We start from the raw sequence: 22,404 nt of genomic DNA on the forward strand, positions 1-22,404 counted from the left end.
CTGAAAAAATGTCAGCCGGTAAGCAAATTTGGCAATACATTTGTTTTGGCAATACAAATGCTGCACACTATTCTAAAATCAGCACAATAACTTAGCAAGCTAATTATAAGGAGATGAAATTGGAATCGCCATTAGGTTCTGATCTGGCACGGTTGGTGCGCATTTGGCGTGCTCTGATTGACCATCGCCTGAAACCTCTGGAGTTGACGCAGACGCATTGGGTTACGCTGCACAACATTCATCAATTGCCGCCTGATCAATCGCAGATTCAGTTGGCTAAAGCAATTGGCATCGAGCAGCCTTCGTTAGTTCGTACGCTTGACCAACTGGAAGAAAAGGGACTCATTTCACGACAGACTTGCGCCAGCGATCGTCGGGCAAAGAGAATTAAACTGACAGAAAAAGCAGAGCCGCTGATTGCTGATATGGAAGCGGTTATCAACAAGACGCGTGGAGAAATTTTGGAAGGGATTTCAGCTGAGGAAATTGATCTGCTGATTAAACTGGTCGCCAGACTGGAACACAATATTATTGAGCTGCAGTCACAGAGCTGAAGCGAAAAGATGACGTGTGGCCAGGGTCTGACCACACGTGAATTTGATTATCGTGGAGACACGGTAACCTGGCTGCCGTTGTTAGCCATAACAACGCGCTGGCCGGCGGAGAACTTGGTCGCACCCTGTTTCTGAACCACCATGATGGTATTACCGTCGTCCTTACGGATTTCCAGTTCCACACCCTGGGTTTTATTCATCGCACCTTGTACGCCTTGACCCGCTACGCCACCGGCAACTGCGCCAGCAGCCGTGGCTAACGAACGACCGGTACCGCCGCCGACGGTGTTACCAAGGAACCCGCCGAGTACCGCACCACCGATTGCGCCAATCACGTTTGCGTCATCGCCACCCTGGATTTGCACCGGACGAACATGAACAATCGTACCGTAGGTAACGTTCTGAACTTGTTTCGCTTCGGATGCAGTATAGACGTCGCCTGAGAGGCTATCATTGTTAACGCAGCCCGCTAAAGATACGCCCATTAATGAAACAATCAGCACACGTTTAATCATTTACAAATCTCCTTTGTCACCACGAAACGCTAATTAAGCACTCTTCATGGCTAAATTATATGGCATTTGTGAGCCTAAGGTCACATGTTCTACTGGAACAATATGAAAATCTTAACCGAAATCGGATATACCGAGTATAAACGAATCATTCATATAATTGATGTAATAAAGCGTCCAGTGTAATGATTAGGCATTAAAAATCATTAAGGAAGCATGGCATTAGTCGGCACTTTATGGTTGAGTGTCAAGGCTAATTTGCTTAAAAGGATGACATATGAAATCGGGCCGTTTTATCGGTGTAATGTCTGGAACCAGCCTTGATGGCGTCGATGTTGTGCTGGCGACGATAGATGAAACGATGGTTGCGCAGCAGGCGAGTCTGACCTGGCCTATCCCCCTCCATATAAAGCAGGCGATTCTGGATATCTGCCAGGGCCAGCAGCTTACGCTATCGCAGTTTGGCCAATTGGATGCGCAGCTCGGTTACCTGTTTGCCGAGGCGGTGAATGCGCTGCTGGCACAGGAAAAATTGAAACCGCAGGAGATCGTCGCGATTGGCTGTCATGGGCAAACCGTGTGGCATGAACCCACGGGACGCGCACCGCACACGCTGCAAATTGGCGACAACAATCAGATCGTCGCGCGAACCGGCATCACCGTGGTTGGCGATTTTCGCCGTCGCGATATCGCCCTCGGCGGGCAGGGCGCGCCGCTGGTTCCCGCTTTTCATCAGGCGCTGTTGGCACATCCAACGGAACGACGGATGGTGCTGAACATTGGCGGAATTGCCAATCTGTCTCTGCTTATTCCGCAGCAGCCCGTTCGCGGCTACGACACCGGGCCGGGTAATATGCTGATGGATGCCTGGATCTGGCGGCAATGCGGTCAACCCTACGACAAAGATGCGCAGTGGGCCAGTTCGGGAACGGTGATCCTGCCTTTACTGCAAAATATGCTGAACGATCCGTATTTTTCCGCGCCTGCGCCGAAAAGCACAGGTCGCGAATACTTCAATTACGGTTGGATAGAACGTCATCTGGCGCATTTCCCGGGAATAAGTCCGCGCGATGTGCAGGCGACGCTTGCCGAACTGACGGCGGTCACCATTTCCGAGCAAGTCCTGTTGAGCGGCGGTTGTGAACGGCTAATGGTATGCGGTGGTGGAAGCCGTAATCCGCTGCTGATGATGCGTCTGGCGGCATTATTGCCGGGTACAGAGGTCACCTCAACCGATGAGGCCGGGATTAGCGGTGATGATATGGAAGCGTTGGCCTTTGCCTGGCTGGCGTGGCGTACGCTGGCGGGATTGCCGGGGAATTTACCTTCCGTAACTGGCGCATCAGAGCCGAGCGTATTAGGGGCAATTTATCCTGCTAACCCGCGAACTCAGAGTTAACTGAAATTATTCAGCGCCATATGCCGGTAAACTCGGGATATTAGGGAGGGTGCCATTACCCTCCTGGACCAGGAAAGTCTTTAGGATATGGCTATGAAAAAACTGTTATTAGTGTGTCTGCCGGTACTGCTTAGCGGATGTAGCGTGTACAACCAATTTGTCGAGCGTATGCAAACGGATACGCTGGAATACCGCTGTGACGAAAAACCGCTTACCGTCAAGCTGAACAATACCCGCCAGGAGGCGAGTTTTGTTTATGATAATCAGCTATTGAACCTCAAACAGGGCGTGTCAGCATCAGGCGCGCGCTATACCGATGGTATTTACGTCTTCTGGTCTAAAGGCGACCAGGCAACGGTCTATAAACGAGACAGAATTGTGCTAAATAACTGTCAGTTACAGAACCCGAAGCGTTGAGATTTTCACCTGGGCGGCGCACAATAGCGTCACCCACTGACAATCCGTAGCCAACATCATGTCTGATAACGACGAATTGCAGCAAATCGCGCATCTGCGCCGTGAATACACGAAAGGCGGCCTTCGCCGCCGCGATCTTCCCGCCGAACCCCTTGCGCTGTTTGAGCGCTGGCTCGGGCAAGCCTGTGACGCCAAACTGGCCGATCCTACCGCAATGGTCGTTGCGACCGTTGATGAAAATGGCCAGCCTTATCAGCGTATCGTGTTGCTCAAACATTATGATGATAAAGGTCTGGTGTTCTATACCAATCTCGGCAGCCGCAAGGCGCACCAGATCGAGAAAAATCCCCGTATCAGCCTCTTATTCCCATGGCACATGCTGGAACGGCAGGTGATGGTGATCGGCAAGGCTGAGCGTCTTTCCACACTCGAAGTGGTGAAATACTTCCACAGTCGCCCACGCGACAGCCAGATTGGCGCCTGGGTATCTAAGCAATCCAGCCGAATCTCCGCTCGCGGTATTCTCGAAAGCAAATTCCTCGAACTGAAGCAGAAGTTCCAGCAAGGGGAAGTACCACTGCCCAGTTTCTGGGGCGGCTTTCGCGTGAGTATTGAGCAAATGGAATTCTGGCAGGGTGGTGAAAACCGTCTGCACGATCGTTTTTTATACCAACGCGAAGATAACGCGTGGAAAATTGATCGCCTTGCCCCCTAAAGATGCAAATTTCTTGTTTTAAGCGCTGGTGCTGAACAATCCGGCGCTTTATTCTATGTTTCTTTCGCATCAGGCGAAAAGTCGTGTACCGGCTAAGGTGCAGTCGTTTTATACATGGAGATTTTGATGGCAAGCAGTAACTTGATTAAACAATTGCAAGAGCGGGGGCTGGTGGCCCAGGTGACGGACGAGGAAGCGTTAGCAGAGCGACTGGCGCAAGGCCCGATCGCGCTCTATTGCGGCTTCGATCCTACCGCTGACAGCTTGCATTTGGGGCATCTGGTTCCATTGTTATGCCTGAAACGCTTCCAGCAGGCAGGCCATAAGCCTGTCGCACTGGTAGGTGGCGCAACGGGTTTGATTGGTGACCCGAGCTTTAAAGCCGCCGAGCGTAAACTGAATACCGAAGACACCGTGCAGGAGTGGGTGGATAAAATCCGCAAACAGGTTGCGCCGTTCCTCGATTTCGACTGTGGCGACAACTCGGCGATTGCTGCGAATAACTACGACTGGTTTGGCGGTATGAACGTACTGACTTTCCTGCGTGATATCGGCAAACACTTCTCCGTTAACCAGATGATCAACAAAGAAGCGGTAAAGCAACGTCTGAACCGTGACGATCAGGGGATCTCCTTTACCGAGTTTTCTTACAACCTGCTGCAGGGTTATGACTTTGCCTGCCTGAATAAATTGCACGGCGTGGCGCTGCAGATTGGCGGTTCTGACCAATGGGGCAACATTACTTCCGGTATCGATTTGACCCGTCGTCTGCATCAGAACCAGGTGTTTGGTCTGACCGTTCCGCTGATTACTAAAGCTGACGGCACCAAATTCGGTAAGACTGAAGGCGGCGCTGTGTGGCTGGATCCGAAGAAAACCAGTCCGTATAAATTCTACCAGTTCTGGATCAACACCGCCGATGCGGACGTTTATCGCTTCCTGAAATTCTTTACTTTCATGGACATTGAAGAGATCAATGCGCTGGAAGAAGAAGATAAAAACAGCGGTAAAGCACCGCGCGCCCAGTATGTACTGGCCGAGCAGGTAACGCGTCTGGTTCACGGTGAAGAAGGTCTGGTAGCGGCAAAACGCATTACCGAATGCTTGTTCAACGGCAATCTGAGCGATTTGAGCGAAGCGGATTTCGAACAGCTGGCGCAGGATGGCGTGCCGATGATCGAGATGGACAAAGGTGCCGATCTGATGCAAGCGCTGGTGGACTCCGAGCTGCAGCCTTCTCGCGGTCAGGCACGTAAGACTATTGCGTCAAACGCGGTAACCATCAACGGTGAGAAGCAATCCGATCCGGAATATTTCTTCCAGGAGAGTGATATCCTGTTTGGGCGCTACACCTTACTGCGCCGTGGCAAGAAGAACTATTGTCTGATTTGCTGGAAGTAAGATTTAGTTAGCAGGGGCGTGGGAAACTACGCCCCTTTATTTTTTCAGGGTTGTGGTAAGTAAAATGAAGAATATCCTCGCCATCCAGTCCCACGTTGTTTTTGGTCATGCGGGCAATAGTGCAGCAGAGTTTCCAATGCGTCGTCTTGGCGCAAATGTCTGGCCGCTGAATACCGTTCAGTTTTCTAACCACACACAGTACGGCAAATGGACCGGTTGCGTGATGCCGCCGAGCCATCTGACCGAAATCGTCCAGGGTATTGCCGATATCGATAAACTTCAGACCTGTGACGCCGTATTGAGTGGCTATCTTGGCTCGGCTGAACAGGGCGAGCATATTCTGGGCATTGTTCGCCAGGTTAAAGCGGCCAACCCGCGGGCGAAATACTTTTGCGATCCGGTGATGGGCCATCCGGAAAAAGGGTGTATTGTCGCGCCGGGCGTGGCGGAGTTTCATGTACGCCATGCGCTTCCGGCCAGCGATATTATCGCCCCAAACCTGGTTGAGCTCGAAATTCTGTGCGAGCATGCGGTGAGTAATGTCAATGAGGCAGTGGCGGCAGCGCGTGAGCTTATCGCTCAGGGACCAGAAATTGTGCTGGTGAAGCATCTGGCCCGCGCGGGTATCAGCACCGATCGTTTCGAGATGCTGCTGGTCACGGCTGAACAGGCGTGGCACATCAGCCGACCGTTAGTTGATTTTGGCGCTCGCCAGCCGGTTGGCGTGGGTGATGTTACCAGTGGCTTATTACTGGTGAAACTGCTGCAGGGCGCGTCTTTACAGCAGGCGCTTGAGCATGTGACGGCGGCGGTATACGAAGTGATGATTACCACCAAAGAAATGCACGAGTATGAGCTGCAGGTCGTGGCCGCACAGGATCGTATCGCGAAGCCTGAGCACTACTTCAGCGCGACGCAGCTGTAATCGATGCCCGATAGCGTTCACGCTTATCGGGCCTACGTTTGGCCGTCGGTCGGACAAGTAAGTAGGCCGGATAAAGCGCCTGGCGCCGCCATCCGGCACATTAGTGATTAGCTCAATCCTTCTGCTTTGAGCGCTGCGGCAACCGCCGGGCGTTCAGCCATACGGGCCATATACGCGTCGATATGGCTTAATCCTGCCATATTCAGCTTAACCGCATAAGCCCAACGCAGCACGGTGAACAGATAGGCATCGGCGATGCTAAAGCGCGGGCCGCAGATCCATTGATCGTCTTTCAGCGACTCGTTTACGTACTGCATTTTTTTCTCCAGCTGCGCGCGAACGGTTGGCTTGAAGTCTTCCGGCGTATCGGGACGGAACAGAGGCGTAAAGCCTTTATGCAGTTCTGTCGCAATGTAGTTAAGCCATTCGATGGTTTTGTAACGGGAGAGGCTGCTGGTTGGGGCAAGGAGCTGACGGTCTGGTACGGTGTCCGCCAGATATTGCATGATGGCGACGCCTTCGGTCAATAGCGTACCGTCATCCAGCAGCAGCGCGGGAACTTGACCTTTTGGGTTTACCGCGAAAAAATCATCGCCGTTTTCCAGACGTTTCTTCATCAGATCAACACCATCCAGCGTGAAATCTTTACCACTCTCCCGAAGGGTGATGTGGGAAGCGAGAGAACAAGCGCCCGGTTTGTAGAACAGTTTCATCGGTAACTCCTTTTGGCTGAGGTATATCGTATGGTAGTGCTAGCTCAGGCAAAAAAAAAGCCGCTAACATCAGTTAGCGGCCTGAAAATGAGTTTCCCTGAGAATTACGCTGTCGCGGCCTTAGAGGCTTTCTCATTGACGTCATCGTCCTGAGTCATACGATTCAGTTTTGGCGCCGTCAGCAGCATCAGAACAGCGATAACCGCCGTTGCAACACCAATCTGCAGGAACACACGACCGTAGACTTCAAGGGACATCAGCGGGTCAGTCACGTTCTCTGGTACAGCCATCATGTTAGCGACGTAACCACCGATGATGTTTGCACCGGCAGTGGTCAGGAACCAGCTACCCATGATGAAGCCCATCAGGCGTTGCGGTACCAACTGAGCCACCATTGCCAGACCCAGACCGGAGATCATCAGTTCACCGATACTTTGCAGACCGTAGCAGATGATCAGCCAGTTAACGGATACGATGCCCGCGTCGGTAGCAAATTTCGCGCCCAGCGGCAGGATCAGGAACGCACCGGAACACAGCACCATACCAATCGCAAATTTGGTCGGCATCGGCAGGGTATCGCCCATCTTGTTATAGATAGCGGCGAGGATTGGGCTACCAATGATGATCCAGAACGGGTTCAGCGCCTGATACTGCTCAGGTTCGAAAGCAATACCAAGAATAGAGTGCTCAACGTTACGAATCGCAAAGAAGTTCAGTGAGGTCGGCATCTGGCTGTACAGTACGAAGAAGATAATCGCTTCCAGCATCAGAATGAAGGCGACGATCATTTTACGACGCGCAGCACCGTGCATGGTGAAGGCTTCTTTACCGAAGATAAACACGATACCCAGGGCAATGACGCCCAGAACCATACGTGCGATCTGCTGGTTGTGCAGCAACCAGGTTGCAATCGCGATCAGTACCACAACGCCAGCAATGGTCAGCAGCAGGTTACGGAAGTTGATCGGCTCAAAGTCAGGTTTAGAACCGTACTGTTTAACCCAGCGCTGGCAGAATGCAAAGTTAACAACGGTAATCAGCATACCCACGACGCTCAGGGCGAACGCGGTGCTCCAGCCGTAACGCGCAGCTAACCACGGCGTTGCCAGCATAGAGAAGAATGAACCGATGTTGACGGACATGTAGTACATGGTAAATGCACCATCAAGACGCGGGTCATCTTTGGCATAGCAGGTAGAGAGCAGGGAGGATGGGTTTGCTTTAAACAGGCCGTTACCGACCGCGATGGCCGCCATGCCCATATAAACGATACCCGCATCATGACCGGACCATGCAACCAGTGCATAACCGATGGCCAGGACAATTGCGCCGAGCATAATGACGCGTTTTGTTCCCAGAACTTTATCACCTAACCAGCCGCCAATGGCAACCAGACCGTACACCAGGGCGCTAAAGGACGAGAAAAGGGTGATGGAATCCGCTTCTGACATACCCAGCTGTTTAACCAGGTAGACGGCCATAATCCCTTGCAGGCCGTAATAACCAAAACGTTCCCACAGCTCAATAGAGAAAATGAGATAGAACGCTTTTGGTTGTTTGAAGGCGTTTAAACTCACGCTTTCTGTTGGTTTATTGTTTGCAGTAGACACTTTTACCTCTTTTTTTACATCCCATATCAACGGGGGTGTTCAGGTACGTGATGAGTCAAGTTCATCCGTCCGATTGTTATAGTGGGAGGGGAAACGGCAAGTAATGTTCACTATCTTGACCCTTCAGACAAGTGCTTTGTAATAATCTGTTACATATATCATGACTGGTGAAATCGTCGGGGCTGCGAAATGTTATCTAGCGTTAAATTTCTTCATTTGAAAAATGGCAGATTTTTACACTGTTTAATCAGGCCAGAAACCGCAATGCGGCGATATGTTCTGCTATTTAAGGTTGAATCCAGTGATATAGGCCATTATCTGAAAAATAGCCAGTGTAATGTTTTGTTTAGAAACTGTTCAGTTAGGTCATCTGATTGTCACTTTAACTGAAAAATAAAAAATTATTAACATTGTGTTATCTGGGTGATCTGGATCACGTATAGATAGAAATTTCTTTTGCTAAAAAAACGATTAACCTGCTCAGGTGATAATTCACAAGAATATTACATTAGATATGAGCGCCAGAGCGGCATCATTGTCGGCAAAAGAAACTCAGGGGAGTGCATAACTAATCGTTATGCGTGCGAGGGGCAAACAGGATGCCCCGGCAGCATCAGATATCGACTTTCTCTTTGAATTCGCAGAGATCTTCGATAATACAGGAACCGCAGCGCGGCTTTCGGGCTATGCAGGTGTAGCGGCCATGAAGAATTAACCAGTGATGGCAATCGACTTTAAATTCACTGGGTACAACCTTCAGCAGTTTCTCTTCAACCTGCTCAACGTTTTTACCCGGAGCGAATTGCGTACGATTACAGACGCGAAAAATATGCGTATCTACGGCGATAGTGGGCCAGCCAAAGGCGGTATTTAACACTACATTTGCAGTTTTTCGTCCAACTCCGGGCAGGGCTTCTAATGCGGCACGGTCTTCAGGCACTTCACCATTATGTTGTTCCAGCAGAATGCGGCAGGTTTTAATCACATTCTCCGCTTTGCTGTTAAACAAACCAATTGTCTTGATGTAGGACTTAACACCTTCAACGCCGAGCTCCAGCATCGCGGCAGGGGTATTAGCGACGGGGTACAGCTTAGCCGTCGCTTTATTGACGCTGACATCGGTGGCCTGCGCGGAGAGCAAGACCGAAATCAGCAGTTCAAACGGCGATGTAAAATTAAGCTCGGTTGTCGGATGCGGATTGTTATCACGCAGGCGCGTCAGTATTTCCAGACGTTTTGCTTTGTTCATTACACATTCCCTGTTTCACCCACGGGACTGTCCGCGACAGCCGCCTCGGCACGACGTTTCTTCATTTTCTCATCAATCAGATACTTCACTGCCAGCATCAGACCCAGGCCAATAAACGCGCCCGGTGGCAGCATGGCCAGCAGAAACGGCGTATCAGTATGGAAGATCTCAACGCGCAAGACTTTGGCCCAACTACCCAACAAACCGTCTGCGCCATCAAATAGTGTACCGTTACCAATTATTTCACGCAGCGAGCCCAGAACAAACATGGCACCTGTTGCGCCCATGCCGATGGAGAAACCATCGAGTGCGGATAACGCAGGTCCCTTTTTGGCGGCGAAGGCTTCCGCACGACCAACAACAATACAGTTGGTCACAATCAGCGGGATAAAGATGCCCAGAGACTGATACAGTCCAAAAGCGTAGGCATTGATCAACATCTGCACCGCGCTCACCACGGAGGCGATGATCATGACATAAATCGGAATACGAATTTCTGGCGGTGTCCAGCGACGAAGGGCTGAAATCGTCAGGTTCGTCAACGTCAGGACGAGCGTAGTCGCGAGTCCCAGACCCAGCGCATTAGTGGCAGTAGAGGTGACGGCCAACAGCGGACACATCCCGAGTAGCTGCACAAGCGCGGAGTTATTTTTCCATAACCCCTGGACAATAACGTCTTTAATTTCGCTCATGGTTTATTCTCCACAGGCGCTAAGTTGAGGAAGTTGCGCGGGTAGCGTCTGCGCATACAAACCGGCGCGTTTTACTGCATTCACTACCGCACGCGGTGTAATGGTGGCACCTGTAAACTGGTCAAAGTCTCCGCCGTCTTTTTTCACCGCCCAGTGGGAATCATTACCCGCCGCGATCGTTTTGCCGCTAAAGTGGGTTATCCAATCGGACAGTCGCAGTTCGATTTTATCGCCCAGTCCTGGCGTTTCATGATGCTCGGTCACCCGCGTACCCAACACGGTACCGGTAAAATCGACGCCAACCAGCAGTTGAATAGCCCCGGAATAACCATCTGGCGCCGTAGCTTCAAGAACTGCTGCAACGGGGCGATCGTCCTGGCGGGCAATATACACCCGGTGACTGCCTTTGCCCAACGCTGGCGCATCGACCAGATAACAACTCTCAGACAAGTTATTATTGTAGCGATCGCCAGGCAGAACCTGATCGAACAGCGCTTTTTGCTGCAGCGCGGCCTGTTCATCAATAGTGGACTTAGTTAATTGATTGATTGCCGCGGTTAACCCCGTCGAGCCCGCAGCAAATAGCGCCAGTGTAATACCGTGTTTACGAATCGTTTTCAGCATAGGGAATCCTTAGCGATGTCCGTACACGCGAGGGCGAGTGTAATAATCAATCAGCGGAACCGTGATATTTGCCAGTAATACGGCAAAGGCGACGCCATCAGGATAACCGCCAAAACTGCGAATCAACCACACGAGCAGGCCTGCAAGCGCGCCAAAAATCAGACGGCCACGGTTGGTGGTTGATGCTGTAACGGGATCGGTAAGAATAAAAAATGCACCTAACATGGTCGCGCCGGAAAGGAGGTGCAACTGAGGTGAGGCCAGCGATTCTGGCGAGAAAATCCAGCCTAAAGTGGCGCAAACCGCAAGCGACAGCAGGAAGCTAACCGGGATATGCCAGCGAATCGCTTTCTGCCATAACAGTATGACACCGCCGACCAGCCAGGCAAGGTTAACCCACTGCCAGCCAGCGCCTGCAAGCATGCCGCTGTAGATTGGGTATTGCATCACCTGCTCAACAGTATGACCCGCATGCAGCGAAGTCTTAAAGGTGTCGAGAGGCGTTGCCTGACTGATACCATCAATGCCCATACGCAACGTGTTCATATCCCCGCCGCTGGCGGTATGTCCACTAAATATAACGTTAAGGGCGTCAAAGAACCCAGGCACAGTAGCCGCAATTTCATGCGGCGGCAGCCAACTGGTCATCTGTACCGGAAATGAGATAAGCAGTACGACGTAACCAATCATGGCAGGGTTAAACGGGTTCTGGCCGAGGCCGCCATACAGTTGCTTAGCGATGATAACGGCGAATACCGTGCCTAAAACCACCATCCACCAGGGGGCGAGCGGGGGAATACTCACCGCCAGTAGCAGCCCGGTGAGTAATGCAGAGTTGTCTTTTAATACCGTGACAATAGGCTGTTTACGCAGTTTAAGTACGCCCGCTTCGGCAGCGATAGCGCTGACGGCTGCCAGAACTATCTGGAACAACGTTCCCCAGCCAAAAAACCACAGCTGAGCGGCGATCCCCGGCAATGCAGCAAGTAACACCAGCATCATGATACGCGATGTCTGGCGCTGGTTATGGGTATAAGGGGAGCTTGCTATTCTGAATACCATTTATTCCTCGTTTACAACCTGCTGCTGTGCGGCTTTCTTTGCCTGAGCGCGTGCGATAGCGGCCGCGACGGCGGCTTTACGCGGATCAACTGGCTCGGCTGTTTCCGTTACTGCCTGCTGCTCAAGCTTGCGGGCTTTAGCGCGGGCGATAGCCGCTTCCACGGCGGCTTTGCGCGGATCCACCGGTTCGACGGTTTCCGCTTCCGGCTGCTGCTCAAGCTTGCGGGCTTTGGCACGGGCGATAGCCGCTTCTACGGCGGCTTTGCGCGGATCCACCGGTTCGACGGTTTCCGTTTCCGGTTGCTGCTCAAGCTTGCGGGCTTTGGCACGGGCGATAGCCGCTTCCACGGCGGCTTTTCGCGGATCCACCGGTTCGACGGTTTCCGTTTCCGACTGCTGCTCAAGCTTGCGGGCTTTGGCGCGAGCAATAGCCGCTTCCACGGCGGCTTTACGCGGATCTGTACCCGCACTGTTGCCTTCAATTTGTGGTGGATTTTCAGTCCGGGCCGCGCGAGCTTGTGCCTTACGCGCCTCGCGTGCGGCAATCACGGCGCTATTGTCAGGTTTTTCGCCAGCCTGAATGACTACCGGCTGCATTGCCTGGGCCTGCTTTTCTTTTACGCGAGCCAGCGCGGCGGCAATGGCATCATGATCTTTAGCTGCAGGCTGAGCAGCGGCGCTTTTGTGGCGTTCAAGACGTGCAGCTTTTTCTCGTTCAAGGCGTGCCTGTCGGGCTTCGAATCGTGCTTTTGCTTCGGCGGCACGTTTTTCTTCCTGACTAATGGCGTAAATCTCGGCTTTTTCCTGGCGGAAATACTGCACCAGTGGAATGTTGCTAGGGCATACCCAGGCGCAGGCACCGCATTCAATACAGTCGGCGATATTGTGAGCCGTTGCTTTGTCGTGCTGTTGCCCTTTACTGAACCAATAAAGCTGCTGCGGCAGGAGATCGGCTGGGCAGGCATCGGCGCAAGCGCTACAGCGAATGCAGCCTTTCTCTTCCGGCGTTTCCCCCATTTCACTGGCAGAGGGCGCCAGAAGACAGTTGGTAATCTTTACCACGGGTACATCCAGCCACGGCAGCGTAAAGCCCATCAGCGGTCCGCCCATAATGACCATCTGGTCGGCGGAAGGGCAGAAGCCCGCGTCGTTGAGCAGATGACGAACCGGCGTGCCTAAACGCGCCCAGACGTTGCCCGGACGGCTGACGGCTTCACCAGTGAGCGTCACGACACGCTCGGTGATCGGTTCACCATCAATCACCGCGCGTTTGATGGCATAAGCGGTTCCGACGTTTTGCATCAGTACACCGATATCTGAGGAACGTCCGCCGTGGGGAACCTGCTTGCCAGTCAGGATTTGTGTTAATTGCTTGGCCCCGCCTGAAGGATACTTAGTGGGGATCACACGTAAGCTAATATCGTGTGAATCAGCCAGCACTGCGCGCAGCATAGAAATTGCCTGCGGTTTGTTATCTTCGATGCCCACCAAAATTTCGCGTGGCTGAAGAATATGCGCAAGGATACGGATACCTTCGACGACCTGCGCCGCGCAGTCCTGCATCAGGCGGTCATCAGCCGTAATGTATGGCTCGCATTCAGCGGCGTTGATGATCAGCGTTTCAATTTTATCTCCGCCGCCCTGTAGTTTGACGCCGGTGGGGAAACCTGCGCCACCCAGTCCGGCAACGCCGAACTGGTGAATACGCGCGATCAGCTCTTCCCGGCTGCGGGAGCGGTAATCGGTCCAGCCATCCCGCTCAATCCAGCGATCTTCGCCATCGGCGTCTATGATAACGCTTAACTCAGCCAGTGCAGATGGGTGTGCCGTAGAGTGCGGGGCAATGGCAACAACGGTGCCTGACGTTGGTGCATGGACCGGAAGCATTTTGCCTCGCCCGAGGGTTAACGCCTGACCTCGCAGTACGGTATCACCCACGTTTACGCACAGCTCACCTTCCGCGCCAATATGTTGCTTCAGCGGAATAACAAAGCGTGGCGCCAGCGGAACCTGCCGCAACGGCGTGCCGTTTGACTGGGTTTTCATTTCTGGTGGATGAATGCCGCCATCAAAGTCCCAGATTTTGTTTTTTCTGAATGCAGAGAATAACTTAAACATGTTGTTCCACGGGAATGATGCGCACAGGAATGGTGTTTAAATCCCATTTCCAGCTATCTGGTGTTTCGGCTACCGGACGTAATTCGATACATTGCGTTGGGCACGGATCAACGCACAGGTTGCACCCGGTGCAGAGATCGCTCATTACCGTATGCATGGCGCGCGTCGCACCCACAATCGCATCAACCGGGCAGGCCTGAATGCACTTTGTGCAACCGATACAGTTATTTTCATCAATGACCGCCAGCATACGCACGGGCGTAACGTCTTGTTCATCACCATCAATCGGCTGCGGATCGACGTTCAGCAGGGCGGCAATTTTTAACATCACCGCTTCGCCACCGGGGGCGCAACGGTTAATTTTTTCACCCTGAGCGCCGATCGCTTCAGCGTAAGGATGACAGCCCGGATAGCCACATTGTCCACACTGGCTTTGCGGGAGAATTTCATCAATTTTCTCCACAACCGGATCATCTTCAACGGCGAAACGTCGTGAGGCATAACCCAAAATAGCGCCGAACGCCAGACCCAGTAGACTCACTGCGGCAACGGCAATCCAGATAGCATTCATTACAACTTCACCAAACCACTAAAGCCCATAAAGGCCAATGACATTAAACCGGCGGTAATCAGCGCAATCGCATTCCCGCGAAATGGCGCAGGGACGTCCGCCACGGCGAGACGTTCGCGAATTGCTGCGAACAGTACCATCACCAGCGAGAAGCCGACTGCGGCAGAAAAACCGTATAGCGCCGACTGTAAAAAGTTATGACCGAGGTTGATATTCAGTAGCGCTACACCCAATACCGCGCAGTTAGTGGTGATCAACGGAAGGAAGATCCCCAGCAGGCGGTAAAGTGCAGGGCTGGTTTTGCGTACAACCATCTCGGTAAATTGCACCACGACGGCGATAACCAGAATAAAAGCCAGCGTGCGCAGATAGATGAGATTGAGCGGGATTAGGATCCAGGTATCAATCAGCCATGCGCAAATGGATGCCAGTGTCATGACAAACGTCGTGGCAAGGCCCATACCCATTGCGGTTTCCAGTTTTTTGGAAACACCCATAAACGGGCAAAGGCCCAGAAACTTGACCAGTACAAAGTTATTGACCAGTACAGTTCCGACAAACAGCAGCAGGTAATCAGTCATTTTTCGGCCTGAAATAAAAAAGCCGCCTATTATCTGACAATCTACAACAGGCGACAACAGGTTAACTGTAGGGTTATTACGGGTTCACAAACGTCGATTTAACGCGCTGCGATCGTTTGAAGTAGGGCACCAGCAGTGCTGCAGCCAGTAATGGGAACAGCAGTTGGCGCACGGCAAAGGCGTCCGGGACCGGTGAAAACGCAAACGCTTTAATCGCCAGCAACACGGAGATCAGCAGCCACAGAATATAATGTTTAGGCACACAGGCTCTGCGTTTGAAAAACGCAATCGTCAGCCACAGCGTGTAATACCACATGGCGATCGCGGTAATAAAGGAAACGCCCCATAACAGCAAATTGGCCGAACTTTGTTCACCCAGCATTTTGAAGGTTTGCGGTGTAGCCAGCGCAGTGACATAAAGTAGTAACGCCAGCGAAGCGCTCAACAACGCGACTAACAGCCAGGCCAGTGGCCCAAGGAGCCAGCCTCCGATACGTTGTGCCGGTGTGGTAGTCATCTCTTCTCCAGGTTTACGCGCGCAATCAATCATGCCATTCATTTTGGGGCAATTATTATAAAGCTTTTAACGTTGAGCGCTACTTTCTTCTTTATTGCACGTAATGCCAGACTGATTTAGGTACCTGACCGACATCAAACAGACGACCTCCCGAGATAAGCTCCGCACGGCGATGGTCTGCGGCACGGTACATATTGATAATGTCGCTATCGTCAGTAAGCGTGTAGTTAAGATGGTCGAACAGTTTTTCCAGACTATCGAGTGAACTGATTTTGCGGAATTTTAATAAGTAATCCTGAACAGTCATAAATGCAGATCCATATAAATAAAATAATACCAACGGAGTAGAAAATATAAAAATAAACAACGTGCACAGGTAAAAGCGGATTTACGTGCAAGTGTAAGAAGAGTGTTCATACCTGTGAAAAAGCAGGCGCTATACGCACCTGCAGCAAGGGTAACCCGCTTCGCCACAGCAGGCAATATGCGGCGGAGCGGGATGCGGCCTAATTCGCTTTTTTTGACAGAATTCGATCTTTTGCAGCCAAACCTTGCAGCTACTACATGTGAATTGCCGGGAATAAACGACTACCGACGCTTATTTCTTCTGCACAGCAGCAACGGGCTCCGGTGGCTGGTAATTGTCAATATGATTGGCAACACCCAGCAGGATTACGGAGACGGCGAGAACAATCCAACCTGTTAATTCAATAAGACGATTCATTACTGATGACATTTGCTTTGATTTATCCTTAAACACAGGCTGCAAATGTTACTAATCTCTCATTAATACAGCAAGATGATTGGGAACGATTTCTACCTCTTTTTCGCTGCAAGTTAAGCATAAGTGGCATATGTTTGACTTAAGTTAAGAAACGACCTTTGTAGCGCAAAGGTTATTAAACTATTGAGACGTTGCAAGGTATGGTGTGAAATAGGTCTGTCCTGAATTGAGAGGCAATAACATGAGTGACAACATCCGCGTTGGGCTAATTGGCTATGGTTATGCCAGCAAAACCTTCCATGCCCCCCTGATTGTGGGCACACCGGGCCTGGAACTGGCTGCGGTTTCCAGTAGTGATGAAGCAAAAGTGAAGGCAGACTGGCCTACGGTGGCGGTTGTTGCCGAGCCTAAACATCTTTTTAACGATCCCAATATCGACCTGATAGTGATCCCCACGCCTAATGACACGCACTTCCCGTTAGCGAAGGCCGCGCTGGAAGCGGGCAAACATGTGGTTGTTGATAAGCCTTTCACCGTGACACTGTCACAAGCTCGTGAGCTGGATGCGCTGGCGCGCAGCCTCGGGCGCGTATTATCTGTGTTCCATAACCGTCGCTGGGACAGTGATTTCCTGACGCTGAAAGCCTTGTTGGCGGATGGCGTTTTGGGGGAGGTTGCGTATTTTGAATCTCATTTCGATCGTTTTCGCCCGCAGGTTCGTGACCGCTGGCGTGAACAGGGCGGCCCGGGAAGCGGCATCTGGTACGATTTAGCACCGCATCTTTTGGATCAGGCGATTAATCTGTTTGGTTTGCCCGTCAGCCTGACGGTAGACCTCGCCCAACTGCGCCCCGGTGCGCAGGCGACGGATTACTTTCATGCCATCCTGACGTATCCGCAGCGGCGAGTGATTCTACACGGTACCATGCTCGCTGCCGCAGAATCGGCCCGTTATATTGTGCACGGATCGCGCGGCAGCTATGTGAAGTATGGTCTTGACCCGCAGGAAGAGCGTTTGAAAAATGGCGAGCGGTTGCCTCAGGAAGACTGGGGTTATGACATGCGCGATGGCGTATTGACGCGAATAGAAGGTGAAGAGCAGGTTGAAGAAACCTGGCTTACCGTACCGGGTAACTATCCGGCGTACTATGCTGGCATTCGTGATGCGCTAAACGGTAACGGTGAGAACCCGGTCCCGGCAAGACAGGCTATCCAAATTATGGAGCTGATTGAGCTGGGTATCGAATCCGCAAAACATCGTTCGACGCTGTGCCTTGCCTGATTGAACTAATGCCGGATAAGCGTTACGCCATCCGGCACTTTATCGTTACGCTGCGGCGACTTTCTCACGCAAGGCACGTTTTTCTTCGTTACTCAGGAATGCCATTTCCAGACCGTTGATTTGCGCCTGGCGGATCTGTTCGCGCGTAAGGCCTGCTGCTGGTGCGGCAATGGTGTACTCGTGAATAATATCCACCCCCTGAACAGCCGGGTCGTCCGTATTCAAACTGGCTAACACCCCATGCTCGAGGAACGTTTTCAGCGGATGGGCCGCCAGAGAGGCAACGGTGCTGGTCTGAATATTTGATGTCAGGCAGGATTCGATGCCGATACGGTGCTCGGCGAGATAATCCATCAACGCACGATCTTCTACGGCTTTAACGCCGTGGCCAATACGTTCAGCGCCCAGCTCTTTAATGGCCTGCCAGATGCTTTCGGGGCCCGCAGCTTCGCCCGCATGCACGGTGATACGCCAGCCGGCGTCTCGTGCCTGGTTGAAGTGTGACAGGAACAGACTGCCCGGGAACCCCAGTTCATCACCAGCCAGATCCAGTGCCGTAATATGGTCGCGGTGGACTAACAGCGCATCCAGTTCCTGCAGACAGGCAGCTTCGCCGAAGGTACGACTCATAATGCCAATTAAGCGTGCTTCAACGCCAAAGGTCTTGCAACCTTCGCGTACGCCGGCAATGACGGCTTCAACCACGCCCGCGACGGGAAGCTGATGCGCCATCGCCATATAGCCTGGAGAAAAACGTAATTCTACATAGTGCAGACCGTTACGTGCCGCATCCTCAATATTCTCAAATGCCACGCGGCGACAGGCATCCAGCGAGGCCAGAACCTTCACGCCCCAATCGAGCTTGGATAAAAAGCTCACTAAATCCGGCTCAGTTGATGTGACTTGCACATGAGGGATCAGCGTTTCCAGCGTTTGCGCCGGAAGCGTCAAGTTGAACTGACGACCCAGATCCAGGATCGTTTGGGCACGGATGTTACCATCAAGGTGGCGATGGACGTCGGTCAGGGGGAGAGAAGTATCAATCATGGTTGCACTCGTGTTTTTAGGTAAAGTGCAGGGCATTATACAACAGAAAAATGTTCCTCTAAAAACTTTAAAAAAAACAGTGCAGAGTTCGGGGTGTGAGGGAAGCAAGTGGTGCAAAATTGCTCGCCATGCTGCCAACGCACCAACAGAATGGGGTTCCGGCAGATCGTACCAGGATGCTTTTGCCTGGCGGTGGTAAGACAGGTGTAAAGTTAGCAATAACGCATTTTCTACAGCATGTGTTTAATGGCGGATTTTTTCTTTTTTTAAGATTATTTCCCTCGATTTTATTTAATCACTGCCTTTCAGTGTTAATTTATTCAGATATTAATTGGATAACATTGCTAATAGCGAAAAATGGACACTTTCCCATTTATGAATGCACAGCGAGGTATGTTATAAAAAACACAATAATGACTGAGGGTATTAATAAAGTGAAAAGTGTAAAGCTAATTATCAGTACAATGTTCTGTGGAAGTTTGCTTTTGGCAACCGTACCTGCGCATGCGGCGTATAAAGCGGATGAAACGCATGTGATCCAGTTTAAAAAAGGCACCAGCGGGGCAGATATCAAGGGTACAATTACGGGTGATAAAACAAAAGATTATACGTTTGTCGCCAAAAAAGGGCAGGCCCTGCAAGCAGTTCTGAAAAGCGCCTGGCCTCATCCTTTCATGAGTATTATTGCACCGGGCGATCAATTCATTTTTGATGGCATGATGAGCGGTGATACTTATAAAAATACGCTGCCTGCCAGCGGTAAGTATACTATCAGAATATATCAAAAAGGCGCGGCGAAAGATGAAGGGAAAACCAACGCATTCCAGCTGCATATGAAAATTACCAACTAATAATGAGTAAAAGATCGCCCAAGTGGCGATCTTTTACTTTGCTATTTAACGTATTGTGCGGATGGCGTTAATCAAACCCTGAACGCCTTTTTCAAGCTTGGAGCGCGGGCATCCGGCATTGAGGCGTACAAAACCGCGGCCTTCTTCTCCGTAAGTGTATCCCGGCATGATGGCGACTTTCTGCTGGTGGATGAGCGCATCCTGCAGCGCGTGGTCATCAATATTGAGCGGGCGCAGGTCAATCCATGCCAGATAGGTGGATTGCGGAACCTGCCAGTTTAGCTCAGGGAATGCACTATTTAGCTCACGGGCAACAAAGTGCAGATTACTGGCAAGGTAATCGCGTAGCGCATCAAGCCAGCTAGCGCCTTGCTGGTAGGCTGCAATATGTGCAGTAAGCGCCAACACCGCAGGCGAGGAAAGGCCATCGCGGCCTTTTAACGCGCTGAGATAATCGTTACGGCTTTGCGCATCCTCAATGATTCCGTAAGCCCCGGTTAATGCCGGAATATTGAAACTCTTTGAACCGGAGGTGAACAGCGCCCAGCTGTCGCGCGCGACGTTGCTCCACGGGATGTGCGGCTGGTCTGCCCATACCATATCCATATGGATCTCATCAGAGATGACTTTTACACCGTGGCGCTGACACAGTTCCGCCATGGTTTCCAGTTCGTCGCGCGTCCATACCTTACCGGTTGGATTGTGCGGGCTGCAAAGCAGGAGAATTTTGCTTTCAGGTAGGGACAGGGCTTGCTCCAACGCAGCCATGTCGCAAAACCAACCGTCAGCGCGTTTTTCCAGTCCGACAGCGCGCACCTGGCGCTGATTACCTTCAATCGCTTTGTAAAACGCGTCGTAAGCTGGCGTATGAATGACCACCGCATCGCCTGCTGAGGACCACTGGCGGATCAGCTCCGACACCATATAGATGACCGAGGGGCCATAAACCAGCGATTGAGGATCAATTTGGGTATTATGACGCGAGAGAAACCAGTGGCTAATCGCCGCCAGAAATTCATCATTTTTCCAGCGGCTGTAACCCAACACGCCATGTGACAGGCGCTGAGTCAGCGCCTCCAGAATGCAAGGTGCGGTGGCAAAATCCATATCGGAAATGGTGAACGGCAGCAGGTCTGCTGAACCAAAACGGTCGGCAACGTAATCCCACTGAGTACACCAGGTACCGTGTCTGTCCACAACCTTTGAGAAATCAAACATAATGTTGTCCTTACGCCTGTACGGTATTCATCAGAACCGCGATCTCGTCTTTTACCGACTGGACCTGTGGGCCGATAACCACCTGGAGGTTATGCTGATTGAGTTGTACTACGCCAATGGCTCGATTGTCCTTCAGAGCCTGTACGTTAACAAGCGACATATCTTTTACTGACAAGCGCAGACGGGTGATGCAGTTATCCAGGCTGACTATGTTTTCCGCGCCGCCGAGCGCCGCCAGAATGGCGGGGACGTTGTAACCCGATTTACCCGGCGCTCCAGCCATGACTTTTTCGATATTGCTGGCAATTTCGACTTCACGACCCGGTGTTTTGAGATTAAAGCGCGTGATAGCGAAGCGGAAGATAACGTAATACACCGCGAACCAAATAGCCGCCACAACAGGAACCAGGTACCACTTGGTGGACAATCCGTGCAGGATACCGAACACCACGAAGTCAATCAGGTTACCGTCCGTGTTACCGATTGTGACGCCAAGCACCGCCATCACGGTGAAGCCAAGACCGGTAAGCAGGGCGTGGATCACATACAGTACCGGGGCGACGAACAGGAATAAGAACTCGAGGGGTTCAGTGGTACCGCCAATGACACAGGCGATCAAACCAGAGATTAATAACCCTTTAATCTTATGACGATTCTCAGGACGTGCGCAGTGGTACATGGCTAATGCCGCGCCCGGTAAACCACCGAGGAACGCCGGCATTTTACCCTGGGACAGGAAGCGAGTGGCGCTTTCAGAGAACCCCTGGGTTGTTGGGCAGCTCAGTTGAGCCTGAAAAATAGTCAGTGCGCCGCTTACGCTGTGACCACAGACTTCCTGCGTGCCGCCAGCTTCGGTGAAGCGAATCAATGCCACCAGAATATGATGCAGGCCGAAAGGCAGCAGCAGGCGTTCGCCGGTACCAAACAGCATAGGACCAAATTCTCCCGCGCTATTGATGATGTGGCCGAGTCCAGTAATGCCCATGGCGAAAACCGGCCAAATCAGGGGAATGACCAGGCCGACCAGACCCATCACCACTGAAGAGATAATAGGCACAAAACGGGTACCGCCGAAGAAGGCCAGCGCGTCCGGCAGACGAATGTTGTGGAAGCGTTCATGCAGCATCCAAACGATGATCCCGGCAATAACCGCGCCGAGGATCCCCGTGTCGATCGACTGGATCCCCAAAATGTTTTGCACGTTGTTGGCTTTGAGGATCGCCGCATCTGTGGTGGGTAAGATACCTTTGGCAGTTAACCAGAAGTTGACGGCAAGGTTCATGACCGCATAACCGACAAAACCGGCAAACGCAGCAACACCTTTGTTCTCGCGCGCCAGGCCCAGAGGAATGGCAATACAGAACATGACCGGCAGGAAGCTAAACGCAAACGAGCCAACTTTGCTCATCCAGGTGAAGATGGCCTGAAGCACAGGGTTTCCCAACGCCGGGATCAGCGTCAGGACATCATGGCTGCTTAACGAGCTGCCGATCCCCAACATGATCCCGCAAAATGAGAGCAGTGCTACGGGCAACATAAAGGTTTTGCCCAACTGCTGGAAAAATTCCCATAACGTTATTTTTGGTGTGGTTCTCGTCGTCATTAAACGACTCCTTGTAAAA

General features: G+C 51.8%; 24 protein-coding genes. 8 read left to right on the plus strand and 16 right to left on the minus strand.

Annotated elements, in window-relative coordinates:
* The first annotated feature begins 113 nt into the window (after positions 1 to 113).
* The gene (gene slyA / locus OGV94_RS10295; protein ID WP_043016426.1) at positions 114 to 554 is read left to right on the plus strand and encodes a transcriptional regulator SlyA; all 441 of its coding nucleotides are present in this window, start codon (positions 114 to 116) and stop codon (positions 552 to 554) included.
* Between the two features lie 47 nt (positions 555 to 601).
* On the opposite strand, the gene slyB is transcribed toward slyA, so the two are convergent.
* Entirely contained in the window at positions 602 to 1,069 is a 468-nt protein-coding gene (gene slyB, locus OGV94_RS10300) for an outer membrane lipoprotein SlyB (protein WP_003029175.1), read from the minus strand.
* Positions 1,070 to 1,343: 274 nt separating this feature from the next.
* On the opposite strand from slyB, the gene anmK reads away from it, so the two are divergent.
* The 5 genes from anmK to pdxY all read left to right on the plus strand — a co-directional run bounded on the left by anmK (position 1,344) and on the right by pdxY (position 5,923).
* Complete coding sequence (anmK, locus tag OGV94_RS10305; protein ID WP_075146127.1) at positions 1,344 to 2,465, plus strand: anhydro-N-acetylmuramic acid kinase; 1,122 nt, start codon at positions 1,344 to 1,346, stop codon at positions 2,463 to 2,465.
* 87 nt (positions 2,466 to 2,552) lie between these two features.
* Entirely contained in the window at positions 2,553 to 2,882 is a 330-nt protein-coding gene (gene mliC, locus OGV94_RS10310; RefSeq protein WP_105179593.1) for a C-type lysozyme inhibitor, read from the plus strand.
* A gap of 58 nt (positions 2,883 to 2,940) precedes the next feature.
* Complete coding sequence (gene pdxH, locus OGV94_RS10315) at positions 2,941 to 3,597, plus strand: pyridoxamine 5'-phosphate oxidase (protein ID WP_043016423.1); 657 nt, start codon at positions 2,941 to 2,943, stop codon at positions 3,595 to 3,597.
* A gap of 126 nt (positions 3,598 to 3,723) precedes the next feature.
* Positions 3,724 to 4,998, plus strand: coding sequence for a tyrosine--tRNA ligase (gene tyrS / locus OGV94_RS10320; RefSeq protein ID WP_286523279.1), 1,275 nt, complete (start codon positions 3,724 to 3,726; stop codon positions 4,996 to 4,998).
* Positions 4,999 to 5,062: 64 nt separating this feature from the next.
* On the plus strand, positions 5,063 to 5,923 hold the full coding sequence (gene pdxY / locus OGV94_RS10325; protein ID WP_043016422.1) for a pyridoxal kinase PdxY: 861 nt from the start codon (positions 5,063 to 5,065) through the stop codon (positions 5,921 to 5,923).
* 107 nt (positions 5,924 to 6,030) lie between these two features.
* On the opposite strand, the gene gstA is transcribed toward pdxY, so the two are convergent.
* The 12 genes from gstA to blr all read right to left on the minus strand — a co-directional run bounded on the left by gstA (position 6,031) and on the right by blr (position 16,384).
* Positions 6,031 to 6,636, minus strand: coding sequence for a glutathione transferase GstA (gstA, locus tag OGV94_RS10330; protein WP_043016421.1), 606 nt, complete (start codon positions 6,634 to 6,636; stop codon positions 6,031 to 6,033).
* 104 nt (positions 6,637 to 6,740) lie between these two features.
* Positions 6,741 to 8,246 carry a dipeptide/tripeptide permease DtpA gene (gene dtpA / locus OGV94_RS10335; RefSeq protein WP_047411438.1) on the minus strand — a complete coding sequence of 502 codons (1,506 nt, stop codon included), beginning with the start codon at positions 8,244 to 8,246 and terminating at the stop codon, positions 6,741 to 6,743.
* A gap of 613 nt (positions 8,247 to 8,859) precedes the next feature.
* On the minus strand, positions 8,860 to 9,495 hold the full coding sequence (gene nth, locus OGV94_RS10340) for an endonuclease III (protein WP_003029161.1): 636 nt from the start codon (positions 9,493 to 9,495) through the stop codon (positions 8,860 to 8,862).
* Complete coding sequence (locus OGV94_RS10345) at positions 9,495 to 10,187, minus strand: electron transport complex subunit E (RefSeq protein WP_043016420.1); 693 nt, start codon at positions 10,185 to 10,187, stop codon at positions 9,495 to 9,497. Before OGV94_RS10345 ends, nth begins: the two co-directional genes overlap by 1 nt.
* A 3-nt stretch (positions 10,188 to 10,190) precedes the next feature.
* On the minus strand, positions 10,191 to 10,811 hold the full coding sequence (gene rsxG / locus OGV94_RS10350; RefSeq protein ID WP_043016419.1) for an electron transport complex subunit RsxG: 621 nt from the start codon (positions 10,809 to 10,811) through the stop codon (positions 10,191 to 10,193).
* A 9-nt stretch (positions 10,812 to 10,820) separates the two neighbouring features.
* Positions 10,821 to 11,873 carry an electron transport complex subunit RsxD gene (gene rsxD, locus OGV94_RS10355; protein ID WP_047411434.1) on the minus strand — a complete coding sequence of 351 codons (1,053 nt, stop codon included), beginning with the start codon at positions 11,871 to 11,873 and terminating at the stop codon, positions 10,821 to 10,823.
* Positions 11,874 to 13,991 carry an electron transport complex subunit RsxC gene (gene rsxC / locus OGV94_RS10360; protein ID WP_172863062.1) on the minus strand — a complete coding sequence of 706 codons (2,118 nt, stop codon included), beginning with the start codon at positions 13,989 to 13,991 and terminating at the stop codon, positions 11,874 to 11,876.
* Complete coding sequence (gene rsxB / locus OGV94_RS10365; RefSeq protein ID WP_080625148.1) at positions 13,984 to 14,562, minus strand: electron transport complex subunit RsxB; 579 nt, start codon at positions 14,560 to 14,562, stop codon at positions 13,984 to 13,986. Before rsxB ends, rsxC begins: the two co-directional genes overlap by 8 nt.
* Positions 14,562 to 15,143 carry an electron transport complex subunit RsxA gene (rsxA, locus tag OGV94_RS10370; RefSeq protein ID WP_003029144.1) on the minus strand — a complete coding sequence of 194 codons (582 nt, stop codon included), beginning with the start codon at positions 15,141 to 15,143 and terminating at the stop codon, positions 14,562 to 14,564. Before rsxA ends, rsxB begins: the two co-directional genes overlap by 1 nt.
* Before the next feature lie 76 nt (positions 15,144 to 15,219).
* Positions 15,220 to 15,660: a DUF2569 domain-containing protein gene (locus tag OGV94_RS10375; protein WP_047411424.1), complete on the minus strand. Its 441-nt coding sequence runs from the start codon at positions 15,658 to 15,660 to the stop codon at positions 15,220 to 15,222.
* Between the two features lie 91 nt (positions 15,661 to 15,751).
* Positions 15,752 to 15,967: a transcription modulator YdgT gene (gene ydgT / locus OGV94_RS10380; RefSeq protein WP_043016415.1), complete on the minus strand. Its 216-nt coding sequence runs from the start codon at positions 15,965 to 15,967 to the stop codon at positions 15,752 to 15,754.
* A gap of 291 nt (positions 15,968 to 16,258) precedes the next feature.
* On the minus strand, positions 16,259 to 16,384 hold the full coding sequence (blr, locus tag OGV94_RS10385; RefSeq protein ID WP_003029134.1) for a division septum protein Blr: 126 nt from the start codon (positions 16,382 to 16,384) through the stop codon (positions 16,259 to 16,261).
* A 241-nt stretch (positions 16,385 to 16,625) separates the two neighbouring features.
* Between blr and OGV94_RS10390 the strand changes: the two genes are divergently transcribed.
* Positions 16,626 to 17,666, plus strand: a complete 1,041-nt coding sequence (locus tag OGV94_RS10390; RefSeq protein ID WP_043016414.1) for an oxidoreductase — start codon at positions 16,626 to 16,628, stop codon at positions 17,664 to 17,666.
* A 45-nt stretch (positions 17,667 to 17,711) separates the two neighbouring features.
* Here the strand turns inward: OGV94_RS10390 and add are convergent, their stop codons facing one another.
* Positions 17,712 to 18,713 (minus strand): adenosine deaminase, encoded by a 1,002-nt coding sequence (gene add / locus OGV94_RS10395; RefSeq protein ID WP_075146131.1) that lies wholly within the window; start codon positions 18,711 to 18,713, stop codon positions 17,712 to 17,714.
* 95 nt (positions 18,714 to 18,808) lie between these two features.
* Between add and OGV94_RS10400 the strand changes: the two genes are divergently transcribed.
* Positions 18,809 to 19,564 carry a hypothetical protein gene (locus OGV94_RS10400; RefSeq protein ID WP_233602655.1) on the plus strand — a complete coding sequence of 252 codons (756 nt, stop codon included), beginning with the start codon at positions 18,809 to 18,811 and terminating at the stop codon, positions 19,562 to 19,564.
* Between the two features lie 45 nt (positions 19,565 to 19,609).
* Here OGV94_RS10400 and OGV94_RS10405 read toward each other — a convergent pair whose 3' ends face one another.
* Both OGV94_RS10405 and malX read right to left on the minus strand, forming a co-directional pair.
* Positions 19,610 to 20,782, minus strand: a complete 1,173-nt coding sequence (locus OGV94_RS10405; RefSeq protein WP_047411419.1) for a MalY/PatB family protein — start codon at positions 20,780 to 20,782, stop codon at positions 19,610 to 19,612.
* A 10-nt stretch (positions 20,783 to 20,792) separates the two neighbouring features.
* Positions 20,793 to 22,385, minus strand: coding sequence for a maltose/glucose-specific PTS transporter subunit IIBC (gene malX / locus OGV94_RS10410; RefSeq protein ID WP_075146134.1), 1,593 nt, complete (start codon positions 22,383 to 22,385; stop codon positions 20,793 to 20,795).
* Between the last annotated feature and the right edge of the window lie 19 nt (positions 22,386 to 22,404).

Origin of the sequence: Citrobacter sp. Ce006 (assembly GCF_030336535.1) — a bacterium.
GTDB lineage: Bacteria > Pseudomonadota > Gammaproteobacteria > Enterobacterales > Enterobacteriaceae > Citrobacter > Citrobacter europaeus.